The sequence below is a fragment of the Mucilaginibacter xinganensis genome, from assembly GCF_002257585.1.
Classification (GTDB): domain Bacteria; phylum Bacteroidota; class Bacteroidia; order Sphingobacteriales; family Sphingobacteriaceae; genus Mucilaginibacter; species Mucilaginibacter xinganensis.
Genome location: NZ_CP022743.1, coordinates 4,634,560 through 4,648,967, shown reverse-complemented (window position 1 = coordinate 4,648,967; position 14,408 = coordinate 4,634,560). Strand labels below are relative to the sequence as shown.

At 41.7% G+C, this 14,408-nt stretch carries 12 protein-coding genes; 5 read left to right on the top strand and 7 right to left on the bottom strand.

All coding sequences use genetic code 11. The features are described 5' to 3' along the window. Nucleotides 1–22: 22 nt before the first annotated feature. Nucleotides 23–1,570: a family 43 glycosylhydrolase gene (locus MuYL_RS20370; protein ID WP_094572307.1), complete on the bottom strand. Its 1,548-nt coding sequence runs from the start codon at nt 1,568–1,570 to the stop codon at nt 23–25. A gap of 153 nt (nt 1,571–1,723) precedes the next feature. On the opposite strand from MuYL_RS20370, the gene MuYL_RS20365 reads away from it, so the two are divergent. From MuYL_RS20365 to MuYL_RS20345, 5 genes are all read left to right on the top strand, one after another. After that, nucleotides 1,724–4,756, top strand: a complete 3,033-nt coding sequence (locus MuYL_RS20365) for a glycosyl hydrolase (protein WP_094572306.1) — start codon at nt 1,724–1,726, stop codon at nt 4,754–4,756. 11 nt (nt 4,757–4,767) lie between these two features. After that, entirely contained in the window at nt 4,768–6,207 is a 1,440-nt protein-coding gene (locus MuYL_RS20360; protein WP_094572305.1) for an arabinose isomerase, read from the top strand. 18 nt (nt 6,208–6,225) lie between these two features. Beyond that, nucleotides 6,226–6,540 carry an L-rhamnose mutarotase gene (gene rhaM / locus MuYL_RS20355; protein WP_094572304.1) on the top strand — a complete coding sequence of 105 codons (315 nt, stop codon included), beginning with the start codon at nt 6,226–6,228 and terminating at the stop codon, nt 6,538–6,540. Nucleotides 6,541–6,722: 182 nt separating this feature from the next. Beyond that, nucleotides 6,723–7,478, top strand: a complete 756-nt coding sequence (locus MuYL_RS20350; protein ID WP_094572303.1) for a glucose 1-dehydrogenase — start codon at nt 6,723–6,725, stop codon at nt 7,476–7,478. A 62-nt stretch (nt 7,479–7,540) separates the two neighbouring features. Beyond that, nucleotides 7,541–8,122 (top strand): TetR/AcrR family transcriptional regulator, encoded by a 582-nt coding sequence (locus tag MuYL_RS20345; protein ID WP_094572302.1) that lies wholly within the window; start codon nt 7,541–7,543, stop codon nt 8,120–8,122. Between the two features lie 13 nt (nt 8,123–8,135). Here MuYL_RS20345 and MuYL_RS20340 read toward each other — a convergent pair whose 3' ends face one another. The 6 genes from MuYL_RS20340 to MuYL_RS20315 form a co-directional block, all read right to left on the bottom strand. After that, nucleotides 8,136–9,866, bottom strand: coding sequence for an STN and carboxypeptidase regulatory-like domain-containing protein (locus tag MuYL_RS20340; protein WP_094572301.1), 1,731 nt, complete (start codon nt 9,864–9,866; stop codon nt 8,136–8,138). A 6-nt stretch (nt 9,867–9,872) separates the two neighbouring features. Next, nucleotides 9,873–10,838 carry a FecR domain-containing protein gene (locus MuYL_RS20335; protein ID WP_094572300.1) on the bottom strand — a complete coding sequence of 322 codons (966 nt, stop codon included), beginning with the start codon at nt 10,836–10,838 and terminating at the stop codon, nt 9,873–9,875. After that, entirely contained in the window at nt 10,835–11,416 is a 582-nt protein-coding gene (locus MuYL_RS20330; protein WP_094572299.1) for an RNA polymerase sigma-70 factor, read from the bottom strand. The genes MuYL_RS20335 and MuYL_RS20330 overlap by 4 nt, the downstream gene beginning before the upstream one ends. Before the next feature lie 142 nt (nt 11,417–11,558). After that, entirely contained in the window at nt 11,559–12,350 is a 792-nt protein-coding gene (locus MuYL_RS20325; protein WP_094572298.1) for an SDR family NAD(P)-dependent oxidoreductase, read from the bottom strand. Continuing rightward, nucleotides 12,347–13,327 (bottom strand): NAD-dependent epimerase/dehydratase family protein, encoded by a 981-nt coding sequence (locus MuYL_RS20320; RefSeq protein ID WP_094572297.1) that lies wholly within the window; start codon nt 13,325–13,327, stop codon nt 12,347–12,349. Before MuYL_RS20320 ends, MuYL_RS20325 begins: the two co-directional genes overlap by 4 nt. 2 nt (nt 13,328–13,329) lie before the next feature. Further along, nucleotides 13,330–14,175 carry a DUF6134 family protein gene (locus MuYL_RS20315; RefSeq protein WP_094572296.1) on the bottom strand — a complete coding sequence of 282 codons (846 nt, stop codon included), beginning with the start codon at nt 14,173–14,175 and terminating at the stop codon, nt 13,330–13,332. Nucleotides 14,176–14,408 lie beyond the last annotated feature (233 nt).

The following is a 14,408-nucleotide window of genomic DNA, read 5'->3' as shown; positions in this document are numbered from 1 at the left end:
GAACACTTTTTTTAAATTATCACTACCTGATCAAGACCTGGTATTTTAGTGATTGGTTGTTTACTGAACTAAATGTTTGTCCTGCATTTGTGCTGTAACCTGATTTGGAGTTAACTGAGTAGCGGTAAACTAAACCGTAATTACCCTCGTTTGCGGTTGATTTCACAACTATGCAGTAAATGGTACCTTTAACCAGCTTTAGGTCAGGATGCATAAGGATGTTCTTAGCCGACCAGCTGACAGATGCGGAAGTTATTGTCAACGATTTCAACGGCGATCCTTTTGGACGGGAAGTTCCATCAGCCTTAAAAACCTGAATAGTTAGCCCCGAATCGGGGGTGTTTAATTTAAATGCCGTTAAGCTGAGGGTGGTTAAAAGTCCAGTTTTCGAAGCTTTGAATGATTGGAATCTTTGGGTGGTTTTATCAATATCGCGGTATGTTTTATAACCTGGCTGTAAAGTTAAAGTTTCAACTGCATTAAGCGCGCGTACCTTTACTGCCTGCAAACATTCCATCGGCTTGATTGAACCGTCGGCATTAAAACTTAGCGGAGCCCAGTAATAATTGGCGAGTGCTTCGTTTTTCGCGGCGTTGTTCCATAAATCACTTCCAAATAAGAAGATTGACCCACCGGCTAATTTAATAGTCGAAACAAAAGAGGGCTGGCCGCCACAGGAATTATCACTTATTTTTTTTCCTTCAGACCATGGTCCCAGCGGTGATGATGCAGTGCGGTAGGACGCTCCTGTTCCCGAACAGTAACCGCAATTAGGATCGGAATAAACGACGTAATAAATACCGTTTCGTTTAAATAGTGCAGGTGCTTCAGTGCTCCCGGTGGTAACCGTTTTTATACATACTCCTGTTCCCGTTGTGTAAGTATCATCCAGTTTTTCAATTACAATACTTCCTTTTGTCCGCCAGTCGGTATAGGCTAAGTAGCCTGTGCCATCATCGTCAACAAAGGTATCATGATCACCGTTATTTAAACCGGCAGCAGGCGCATCACTGTTTACTGCTAACCTGGGTTCAGCAACTTCTGTAAACGGGCCCGCCGGACTTTTACCCGTAAACACGCGGTAACCCGAAACGTTATCATACACGTTTATCCATAGTACATATAAGTTGGTTATTTTATTGAAAATAACGTGCGGGCGAAAACATCCATAGGTGCTGCCATTACAGCGCGATTGCCATACCGGCGTTGTAGCATCAAACAATAATCCGCGATCTGCCCAGTTAACGAGGTCAGTTGACGAATAAACTTTAAACCCACAGAAAGGGGCTTGTTTGTTTCCCCAGGAAAATCCGCAATCATAACTGGTGCCGTATAAATAATAAACGCCATTAAATAGGGCAATTTCGCCGTCGTGAGCATCAATGGCATCGCCAACCCTACTAAAGCGGATTAGCTGCTCCCCTTTTTTATTAAAATTTGTAATAGTAGTATAGTTTGGGTTGTGCTTTGCTTTATGTGATTGAGAAACAGTAACTTTAGATGAGAGCAGGATGCAGAGTAATGCCGAAAATAACATTTTGGCGCAAAGCCATATTTTGTCTAGATTCATAAAATTGATGTATATGCAGATGGATATATAAGGCTAATTTAGTTAATGAATGTTTTTAAAAATGCATTATGTCAAATACTATATATCAAATATCAATTTAGCCATATAATTGAAACTGTATTGAAATAGATTTGTACATTCCGCTTTTTTTAAATGAACAATTATAAAATACACACCCGCATATTTCTAGCCCTTTTTATGCTCATTTGCCTGTTGTGCCCCTGTTTGGCGGGAGCACAGCCGGGAAATTTGAAAAGTGGGTTTCTTAACTCTCCTGCTAGTGCAAAGCCGGGTGTTTACTGGTATTTTATGGATGGTAACATGACCGCGCAATCCATTACCAAAGATCTGGAAGCGATGAAAAAAGCAGGAATTGGCAACCTGATCTTTTTGGAAGTGAATGTTGGCATTCCGAGGGGGAAAGTCGATTTTTTAAGTGCGGAGTGGCAGAACTTGTTTAAACATGCTGTGAGAGAATCAGAGCGGCTTGGTATTGAAATAACCTTAGGGATTGGGCCCGGCTGGACGGGTAGCGGAGGGCCATGGGTACCTGTAAAGCAATCCATGCAACACCTGGTATCAAAAGCGGTAATCGTAAAGGGAGGAGACAAACAAAAAATAGTCCTGCCCGTGCCTGACCCTATGAAGCCTTATTTTGGGGAAGGCGCATTTACGCCGGAGTTAAAAAAACAATGGACCGATTTTTATGAAGATGTGGCCGTACTGGCATATCCAACCCCAGCTATTGATAAAAAGGTTAACGATATTACGGAGAAGGCGCTTTATTACCGGGCACCCTATTCATCGGTAAAAGGTGTTAAGCAGTTTTTACCATCTTTGCCATTTTATGAGCAATTACCTCCGGGTGCTATTATCCCAAAAAATAAAATAATTGACCTTACAGACAAACTGCAGGGTGACGGAACATTGAGCTGGACCGTTCCTGCCGGCAACTGGACCATCGTACGATTCGGAAGCCGAAATAACGGTGCAATAACCCGTCCCGCCCCGGTGCCGGGTTTGGGTTTTGAGGCAGATAAATTTGATACCGTAGCACTAAACGCCCATCTTGATAATTACGTCGGTACCCTGCTGAAAAAAACCGGTAAGCCTAACAGTAAACAAGCAGGTGGCTTAAAACGGCTGCATATGGATAGCTGGGAGATGGGTGCACAAAACTGGACGGCACATTTTAGGCAGGAGTTTATAAAACGCCGAGGATATGATCCGCTGCCTTTTTACCCGGTTTACAGCGGCAGTATAGTTGAAAGCCTGGAAATAAGTGAACGCTTTTTATGGGACCTGCGCCAAACTTCGCAGGAACTGGTACTTGAATATCATGCTGCCGCTGTAAAAAGATACGGGCATAAAAACGGTATGGGGCTTTCTATTGAGCCCTATGATATGAACCCGACAGCCGACCTTGAGCTTGGTAATATAGCGGATGTACCTATGGCCGAATTTTGGAGTAAAGGGTATGGTTTTAATTCATCGTTCAGCTGTTTTGAAGCAACTTCGATAGGGCATGTGAATGGCAAATCGCTAATCCCTGCTGAGGCCTTTACCGCTCAGGATAATGAAGGCTGGAAACAATATCCCGGTGCCATGAAAAACCAGGGCGACTGGGCTTTTGCGATGGGGATCAATCGCTTTACTTATCACACTTTTCAGAACCAGGTACTGGCAGATTCTTTACGGCCCGGGATGACGATGGGGCCTTATGGTGTTCATTGGGACAGGAACCAAACATGGTGGCCGATGGTAGGTTCTTATCATCAGTATATTTCCCGATGTTCATATCTTTTGCAGCAGGGAAATACGGTAGCTGATGTTTTATACCTTACACCCGAGGGGTCTCCGCATGTGTTTCGTCCGCCATTTTCAGCCATTGAAGGCGACGCTGTTATTCCGGACAGAAAAGGGTATAATTTTGATGGCTGTGCGCCGGGGCAGTTATATAAAGCAGCTGTAAAAAATGGCAGTATTGTTTTTCCGGGCGGTGCCAGCTACCGCATAATGGTGCTGCCGGCCGTAAAAACCATGACACCCGGTTTGTTAACAAAAATTGCGCAACTGGTAAAAGATGGAGCTATGGTAGTAGGAGGGCCGCCTGTGAAATCACCGGGCTTATCCGGTTATCCTGTGTGTGACGAAACTGTAAAAGAATTAGCCACAGCAATTTGGGGAACAATTGATGATGCCGGAAAGGAAAGTGTACATAGTTACGGAAAGGGTAAGGTAATTTGGGGCGGAGCTTTTGATGAAAAAATTGATAACCTTTATCCTGAGTATAGTTTAACTGCCGAATTATTAATGTCGATGAACGTTAAACCGGATTTTGAAACTGACGGAACTATCCGTTATACGCACCGGACTTCGGCCAGTTGGGATATGTATTTTGTTGCCAACCGGTCTGCCCGTGAAATTAAAGCTGATTTAATCTTCAGAACCACTATTGGGCCGCCGCAACTTTGGAACCCTTTAACTGGCGAAATAAAGCAATTGCCAGAATTTAAGGTAAAAGGCGGGCGAACGAGTGTAAGGATGAAATTTGATACTTACCAAAGCTTCTTCTTGGTTTTTGCAAAAGGGCCTGTTCCCAAATCAACAGAAACAAAAAACTTTGAGGTGACTAAAAAGTCTATTCCCTTAAACGGTTCCTGGGATGTCTCATTCAACCCTAAATGGGGTGGACCCAAATCAATCACTTTCGATAAACTACAGGACTGGACGGCAAGAGCCGAAGACGGCATAAAATATTACTCAGGTACGGCTGTTTACAAAAAAATATTTAAGCTGCCTGCAAATATTAGCGCCAGGAAAAACAGGAGAATTTATCTAAACCTGGGCGAAGTATATAACCTGGCCCGGGTAAAACTAAATGGAAAAGACCTTGGCGTATTATGGACCGCGCCATGGCGTGTGGACATTACTATAACTGCACTGAAAAAGAATAATGTTTTAGAAATAGAGGTAATAAATCTATGGCCCAACAGATTGATAGGCGATTCAAAATGGCCGGATGATGGCATAAAAGATGAAAAATGGCCGGATTGGCTTGCTAAAGGCTTATCACGTAATAGTAAACGACTGACCTTTGCCACCTATAACTTTTACGATGAAAAGTCGCAGCTGTTAAAATCAGGGCTGCTTGGTCCTGTTACCATTCAATATAGCGAGCAGTAATTTATAGAATAATGAAAGAGAATTATAAACCCGCGCTTAAAGTTGGCCTTTTTGGAATTGGCCTGCAGGCGTACTGGGAACAATTTGACGGGCTGGAACAGCGCCTCACCGGATATATTGATATGGTGGGCGGGCGGCTGCAAGGCTATGGTGCAGAAATTGTGAACCTGGGATTGGTTGATACACCTGAAAAGGCATTTGAAGCGGGTAGCCGCTTCCGCCGTGAAGAGGTTGACCTGATATTTTTATACGTTACTACCTATGCTTTATCATCCACCGTTTTGCCAGTCGTAAGCAAAGCTAAAGTGCCGGTTATTGTACTTAACCTGGCACCGGATGCGGCGATTGATTATAAAGTTTTTAACCAAATGGGCGACCTTACAGCCATGACCGGCGAGTGGCTTGCCTTTTGCTCAGCCTGCCCTGTACCTGAAATTGCAAGTGTTTTTAAACGTTCTAATATCCCCTTCTATCAAATTACCGGCATGCTGCAAAATGATCCGGTGGTTTGGAATGAAGTCGAAGGGTGGATAGCAGCAGCCAGGGTAGCCCACACCATGTATTATAACCGGCTCGGAATTATGGGTAATTATTATGGAGGGATGCTTGATATCTACTCAAATTTAACCCTCCATTGCGCAACGTTTGGCGGGCATGTTGAGGTGATAGAAGTTGATGAGCTCTCGGGGATCAGGAGCGGTGTGACTGAGGATGAAATAACTAAGAAAATAAAAACATTTTATGAGATTTTTGAGGTTCAGGCCGATTGTTTAGCCAGTGAAATAGAGCGGGCGGCTAAAACTGCGGTCGCGCTAGATAAACTTGTCGTTAAGCATCAGTTAGGGTCGCTGGCTTATTATCATAAGGGCACGGGTAATCCCGAAAATGAAAACACGATGAGCTCGGTTATTTTGGGCACTTCATTGTTAACCGCGAGTGGCATTCCTGTTGCCGGAGAATATGAAATAAAGAATGCGCAGGCCATGAAGATAATGGACAGTTTTGGGGCAGGTGGCTCGTTCACTGAATATTATGCAATGGATTTTACGGATGCTATTGTATTGATGGGGCATGATGGCCCCTGCCACCCGGTAATAGCCGAGGGAAAGATAAAGGTAAAGCCGCTGCAGGTTTATCACGGCAAAGTGGGTAATGGACTATCGGTAGAAATGTCTGTTAAACATGGCCCGGTTACTTTGTTATCTGTTGTGGAAACAGTTGACGGGAAACTGCAGCTGCTGGTAGCCGAAGCGGAATCTGTTGCGGGCCCGATATTGGAGATTGGGAATACCAATAGCCGGTACCGTTTTTCTGCCGGAGCCAGAAATTTTGTGGAAAAATGGAACGCTTGTGGCCCGGCCCATCATTGCGCTGTAGGTAAAGGGCACATTGCATCTAAAATAGAAAAGCTGGGAAAATTGCTTGGGATTGAATGTATAAAGGTTTGTTAATTAGCCGGGTAAAAAGGTATGGAGAAAATAGCTTTTAAAATGAAACTGAAGCCCGGCTTTAAGATTGAATATGAAAGGCGGCACAATGAAATATGGCCGGAAATAGCAGCTTTGTTAAAAGCAAATGGAATAAGCGACTACAGTATTTTTTTTGATGAAGATACCGATACCCTTTTTGCTGTACAGAAAGTAAAAGGCGGAACCTCATCGCAAAACCTGGGCAGCGAACCGATTGTAAAACTGTGGTGGAAATACATGGCGGATATAATGGTTGTAAATCCGGATAATTCACCAGTAGCTGTTCAATTGGAAAAAGTCTTTCACCTGGAATAAGCTGTCAATTTATTATTTTAAATGGTGATAAACCCTTTAGTCACAGGGAAGTAAAAAATAGATTTTAATTTGAAACGATCGTTTCAGTATTTCTATATTTGTTCTGTCAAAGGGAAATAACTAAAATCATAAGTAATTCTGAAACGATAGTTCCAGAAATTAAAAATTAAAATGAAAAAAAAATGAAAGATCTGACAAACAAAGTTGCCGTAGTTACCGGTGGTAATAGCGGTATTGGTTATGCATCAGCAAAAGAATTTGTTGCGAAGGGCGCACATGTGGTAATTACAGGCCGTAATAAGACTGTAGTTGATACTGCTGCTCAGGAACTCGGGGTAACAGGAATCGTTTCTGACCAGGGAAAGCTGGAGCAAATAGACAACCTGGTAGCCGAGGTGAAAGACAAGTTTGGTAAAGTTGATATATTGTTTTTAAATGCCGGTGTCGCCAACTTTAGCCCGGTTGAAACAGCTACTGAAGCACATTATGACGGGATGATGGACCTTAACGTAAAGGGTGTTTATTTTACAGTTCAAAAATTTATTCCAATACTGAACGATGGCGCATCAATTATCTTTAATACTTCGGTTAATGCAGTTTTGGGAATGCCTGATAGCGGTGTTTATTCAGCGGGTAAAGCGGCGTTAATATCACTAAGCAGGGTATTGGCACGCGAGCTTGCACCACGGCAGATCCGTGTTAATGCAGTTTCGCCAGGCCCTGTTGCCACACCATTATATGGTAAAATAGGCTTAACTGAAGCTGAGATAAATGGCTTTGGAACGGTATTAGGCGAAAGGATTTTGCTTAAACGTTTTGGGCGCCCGGAGGAAATAGCCAACGTGGTACGGTTCCTGGCTTCTGACGATGCTTCATTTATAACCGGAACAGAAATTACGGTTGATGGTGGCCTAACCGTTAACGCTGTTATTTATTAATAAAGACGCACCAATCTGAAACAATTGTTTCAGATTGGTAGCTTTGCTTATATATTTTTTAAATGGCAAGGAAAAAGGAATTTGATGAAGATGAACTGCTTGAAAAAGCAGTGGGGCTATTTTGGAAAAAGGGATATCACGCCACCTCTGCACAGGATTTGGTTGATTGCCTTGGGATAAACCGTTCGAGCATTTATAATACTTATACCGATAAAAGAACGCTTTTTAAAAAGTCGTTGCAGCAATATCAATCAAGGCAGACTAACGCAATGATAGCTGCGCTTGGTAAAGCCGATAATGCCCAAAAAGAATTAAGCCATATATTCAGCACTTTAATAAAAGAAAGCACAGAAGACAAACTTTTAAAAGGCTGTTTTATGGTGAATACAGCAGTTGAACTTTCGGGAATAGACGAAGAAATAGGTGAAATAGTTAATAAAAACAATAAAGGTGTTGAAGATGCCTTGACCAAACTAATTGAGAAAGGGCAGCAGGCCGGGCAATTTTCAACCAAAACGGATGCGCGCACTTTTTCCAGGTTTATTTTTGGAAACATTACCGCTATAAAAGTGGCCGCACGTTCAGGAACGCCAAAAACGGTTTTGGAGGACATAGCCGAAGTTGCGTTATCCGCCCTGATATAGGATCACAATAGCATTAAAAAAAACTTACGCCAATTGTCCAGCCGGTCCAGCGGGTATAATATGGATTATTTGTTGGGTGATGGTTAGGTTCAGTAAGCACATAACTATACCCGCCCACAGGTTTTTTTTGATCGGTGTAATAAAAGTTTAATGACGGGCTGACAATGATACTGAAGGATTTGCTAAGTTTAATGTTCAGTCCCGCATCCAACCGGTATAAAATATTGGCGTACCGGGCGTTACCCTGGTATAAATAACGGGCGGTAAGCTCCGTATTAAAAGCAAGGAATTTAAATATCGAAACTTCGTTACCGTAACCAAGCCCGTAAGCAAATTGCTTGTTGTTACTTTTGAGGTTAGCCCCCGCCAAAAATATGTTATACAGCCAGGGAGTCCCGGTTTTATAGAGCAGGTTGGCATCGGTAGTTTCGGTGGTATTAACAACCACTTTATGATAGCCATTTTTTACCAGGTTGATCAATCCCAGACTTACTCCTGATGAACTGTCAGATGTGTTGATCAATCCAAACTGCATCCCCCGTAAGTTTTGGGCATAATTGAACAATGCACCCAACTGTATGCCGCTGAACTTCTTATTGGCTATGTTCATTACACCGGTTTGTATGCCTGATATATTTCCGCTTGCAGAGTTAAGCGCGGCCACTTGCACGCCGTTCAATTTATTGCTTTCATTAAAACCGATTGCCAGCTGTACACCGCTGACATCGCCATGTACAGAATTAAAGCCTGCGGCGAGTTGAAAAGCGCTTACATTGGTCAGCACCTGGTTAAAGGCGCCGCCTATCTGGATCCCACGAACGCTGCCGCCTACCGTATTAAAAAGAACTGCCAGCTGGAATGATTTTACATCACTTTTATCCAGGTTAAACATTCCGATCTCGGCACCATCAACCCCTGCATTATAACCACCGATAAGGTTAAGGGAAATAGTATTTATCACTTGCCCGCTTAGCGAACCGTGTGTACTTAACCCGGGTAACAGCGAAGCCTGGAATGGCGCCTGGGTAATCAGCCCTCCAAGATTGAGCGTTTGTATTTTTTGTTTTGACGAAATAAGTAGGCGCCCTACACCTGAGTTTTCCAGTTTGGAAACATCTCCCGTAAGGTACCGGAAATTATTGTTTTCATCTTTGTCATCATAAACCTTGATATCCGACAGGAAAGTGATGGACGTGTCTTTATAATTCTCTTTACTTACTGTTAGTGTTACCGGCTGATTCTCATTTTTAACTTTAATTTCGAAATAGCCCCCGCCGTCAGTAATGACCGATTCAAGTGAACGCCTGCAATAAACACTGGCTTTATCCAACTTTTGTCCGCTATGTTCATTGCTTATATAGCCGCTAATGGTGCAATACTGATCTTCACTATAAAATTTATCGGTAACAAGCACCAGCTGCGATGGTGCATAACGAAGGATCACAAAGTTTTCTGCTTCGCGATATTCAAAACGATTGCTCAATAATTTACTGAGCGCATCCTTAACGGTTTGATTAGCTACGTGAATATTTACAAGGCTATCTTTTGGGATGAGGTTACTGTTGTAGGAGAAGCTGAATTTGCCTTTTTCTTCCATCATCCGTAAAACGCGCCCGAGCCGCTCGCCGTTCACATTCATAGTAATATTACGGTTTAATACCGGCTGCGAATAAACGGGGATTAAAATAGATGTAAATAACAAAAAAAGCCATCCTTTAAGCTGATCAGCAAATTTGAATTGCATAGCCGGCTATTTTAAAAAGATCTCGTTTCCTTCGCTTTCAACCTTTATTTTAAAGGTTTCGGCAATAATATTTAATACCTGCTGCAGGGTTTGCTCTCTAAACGTAGTTGTTATAGGCAGATTTTGTAATTGCACGTTTGCAATTTTTATATGGCTGCCATAAACCTGGTTAAGCTTATCAACTAATTGATATAAAGGCGTACGATCACACACGAGTGTTTTGGTTATATAATAATTATAAAGGCTGCCGCGGGTTTCTTTTAACTCAAGGCTGGCAGCTGCATCAGCTACTACCATTTGCCCGTGATGCAGCAATACCTGCCTGCCCTTCAATGTTACTTTTACTATGCCGGTTTCAACTATCACTTCTGTTTTGCCTTTAATATTCTTTACATTAAATGACGTTCCAACAACCGTAACCGTTGCAGTATTTATTTTTATTACAAAAGGCCTGGTTTTATCAGGAGTAACCTTAAAAAACGCCTCGCCACTCAGTTGCACTAATCTTTGATTGCTTTTGAAACGATTTGGGTAACTGATCTGAGAATTGCTGTTTAGAGTGACTGAAGATCCGTCGGGTAAACTTTGGGTTAATGCAGCTTCGCCGTTGTTGCTGATAATATTTATTTTCCAAAAGCTGTTATAACCAAAATAGCCAACTGCGCTTATTAATAATATGGCCGCTGCAACCTTTAGCCAGGTGACATTTAATGACGGTTTTAATGGTTGAGTTTCATGGTTTTTATTAATACGATTTTGAAGGCGCAACCAGGCACCATCTTCGTCGGGGCTGCTTGTTGATGCTATAAGTTCGCTTTCTTCCCATATCAGTTTAAAATCGGTATAATATTTCCGGTTGGCATCATTTTCATTTAGCCATTGCTGTGTTTCCTGGTTTTCTGCTGCATTGGTTTCACCCAGTATATATTTTACCAGCAGATCGTCAGTAATATGTTTTTTATCTGCGCTCATTTGTATAACCAGGTTATTATGTATAAAATAACAATTGGCAAAAACTCCGAAAGTTTTTCCCTTAAGATCCTTAAAGCTTTACCCATTTGGTTTTCAACCGTTTTTACCGAAATGTGGAGCTGGCCGGCTATCTGCTTGTATTTCAAATTCTCAAAACGGCTTAGCTGGAAAATAATGCGGCACTGCTGGGGTAATTCATCCAAAGCTTTTTGAATATAGGTATCCAGTTCTGCCATCATGATTTTTTCGGACGCTGCGTTTGCGGATTCATCTTCTTTAGTATTATAATTTACCCTGAAAGCGTCACGCGTTTTTTGATGCTTTAAATAATTCAGGCTTTCATTATGTACTGAGCGGTACAGGTAGGCCTTTAAGGAGCCGTCGGTTTTAAGCAATTCGCGTTTCTCCCAAATGCGGCAAAAAACATTTTGTACAATTTCTTCGGCCTGCCCGTCATCTTTCGTAAATGTATAAGCGTAAGCATGTAAAAATTTAAAATACTCCCTGAATATTTTTTCAAACGCCTTTGCATCGCCTTCTTTAATTAAATTAATAACAGTGCTGTCGCTATACTCCACTTAAAAAGGCTAATTATATCTTTCAAATATAATCGCTTTCAGCGTATCTGTTGTATAAATCACATCCCGGCGCCCGTTCGGAACAGTTATCAGCTTGCATTGTTCCTTTCGGACGCAGGGACGGTTCAGGCCAATACCGGTATTACATTTTTATAACTGGTTTTAACTTGCTTTTAATGATTATCGCTTTAATAAATTGTGGTAAAATACTGTTTAGTAAAACCATTAACTTGTTAATACCTCCCGGAATAATTTCTCTTTTTCCTAAAAACATGCCATGAATAGCTTCATAAGCCACCCTGTTTGGCTCGGTAATGGTAGCTTTGGCAATGCCTTTTAATTTGTGATTAAGTGCCAACAGTTCAGGCTTCGTATTAATTCCTCCCGGACTAAGCAGGCTAATACTGATGTTTGCGTTTTCCATTTCCAGTTGCAGGCATCGTGTAAAATAACTGATAAAAGATTTTGTAGCGCCGTAAACCTGCTTTTTAGGTACCACAAATTTTCCCGCCAGGCTACCTACATTTAACAGGTAGGCGGTGCGCTCTTCATCCAGCTGCGCTAAAAATAAATGAGTAAGCAAAACGGGGGCAATAACATTCAGCTCTATCTGTTTTTTATAAAAGCCAGGATTTTTATCTCCAAACCACGACCAGTTGCCCAGCCCGGCATTATTTATTAAAATATGAGCAGTCAACCCACTATTTTTTAAAAAATCGAATAACGAAGTGCAGCTTTCGGCAACCGTTAAATCAGCTTCAAATATTGTAACTTTTAATTCAAAGTTTTTTAGGATATAGTCTGCCAGTTCGGGTAATCCACTGGCAGGCAATGAAACGAGCACCAGGTTTATCTTTCTTGATGCAAGTTCAAGGGCAAATGATTTACCCAGGCCGTCGCTTGCGCCTGTAACTATAGCGGTTAACGGACTCATAGGTTTTTTATGTGATTAATGGTTTTTGCTATGCCTTCCTCAAAAGGTGTAATAGAATAGTTTAGTCGGTTAACGGCTTTTTGGCTGCTGTATTTTTGATCTTTTTTCAAGCGAGCGGCAAACTCGGGTAAGAATACGGGCGGCCAACCAGTGAGGGTTGTTTTTAGCAGTTCAAACCTGCTATAGATTTCAATTATTCGCTGTGGCAGTTTTACCATGCGGTAAGTTTTACCCGATATGCTTTGGAGTGTGCTGAAAAAAGTATTAAAGCTGATATCCTCGCCCCCCAAAATATACCTCTCGCCCGGTGTACCCTTTTCCATCGCTGCTATGTGGCCTTTTACAACGTCATCCAGGTAAGCGTAATTTGAAATTTGCTTGCCGGTACCGGGAACGACGCGCCACTTACCCTTAAGGTAGCTGCTGATCATTTTTCCAACGGTATTGCTATCGGTGATAGGCCCTTCGCCATACACTCTTGAAGGATTAACAGTTATTACATTTAATCCATTGGCGAAAAAATTGCGAGCCTCAATTTCTGCAAGGTATTTGGTGCGCTCATAATCAATTGCAAACCCATCAATACGAGGGTCGTTTTCGGTCATGGGGTGCTTTATAGTTGGTCCCCAAACCCCACAGGTTGAAGTATATACTACCTTATTTACAGTCTTTTCTGCCGCAAGCTCCAGTACATTTCGTGTGCCGATAACGTTGATGTTATAATAATCATTTTTATTACGGCACCACATTTTGGCTAGTGCAGCAGTATGATAAACCTGCCCGCAGCCATTCATGGCCAGGGTTAAACTTTCCCGGTTTAGTATATCGCCCTTTACGGGAAAAATATTTTTATGAGATATAAGATACCGATGGTTTAGGTCGCGGCAAAGGGCCATCACGCTGTACCCTTGTTCAGCAAGTTTAAAACACAAATTCCGGCCGATAAAACCGGTGGCGCCTGTTACTAATACTTTCATGGTTATGTAAGCTGAATTTGAATGGTGTATAACGAATGATGAATGTCAACTTTACTGCAAATGCCATTTGTATAGGTGTAATAATTGTAGTTGCCGTCGGGCAGGTTTATTCGGTAGGTGTGTTCCTCAACCTGTTTAATCTGCACAAACTGCTGGAAATTGTCAGAGTAAATTTGCGACAGGCCTACAGGTTCATGCAGGTACATCATGGTAAGGTTATTAATAATTTGTTTTTGGTTGATGGAACCTATTTTATCGTCATCCGTAAGTTGATATTGGTCGCCATTGGCTTTTGTAAACTTATCCGCCTTTTGTTTGCCATTTACCTTCCTTATGACATGTGAACTTAGCAGCTTACCATCACGGTAATGGGCATCTTCCCGGATATTTACCCGGATACTGAATATAAAACGCATCGTAACATCCGATACGATCTTTAAAAAGGTGTCATTGCCCTCTTTTAACTGCTGCAATTTCATGTACCCAACTGAATGGCCACTGTGCAGCACGTCATAATTATAGGTTTGTTCCTGCGCAAACGCAAATGAACTTAAAGTCAAAAAAAGGATGGTGACGGTTGCCTTTTTTAAAGGGGCGAATAATCGGCTTAAAGAAATGTTGCGGCTGTTTAAAAATGGCCTTCCGTATTTTTTAAAAAGCCATATGGATAGTGCTGGTATCATTTTGCCTGATTTAGTTATGTCTGATATTGTTTTTAGTACCTGTAATACACCTGTTTTATATTGTACCCCTACGTGATGCGTAAATATTTTATTTAGTCGTTTTATTAATTGTGATGCAAATGAACAGGAAAGTGCCGTGCGGGCATTAATTATTCGAAAAGTCATAAATCAACGCTACTAAATTGTTCAGGTACTGTATGGCAGTGAAAAAAACAGTTTCGCCGAAACTTCATTTAATTTATTATTTAAAACAATTGCATGATATAATGCATTATCCATCTGCTCAATTAATGATTTGAATGCCGGTATTTTATTAGCAGACAAATTGGGTTAGAGCTTGTAAGTGAAGGAATGTGTGGTATCTGCTGAATCAGATATTAACCCCGGCCTTTTATACA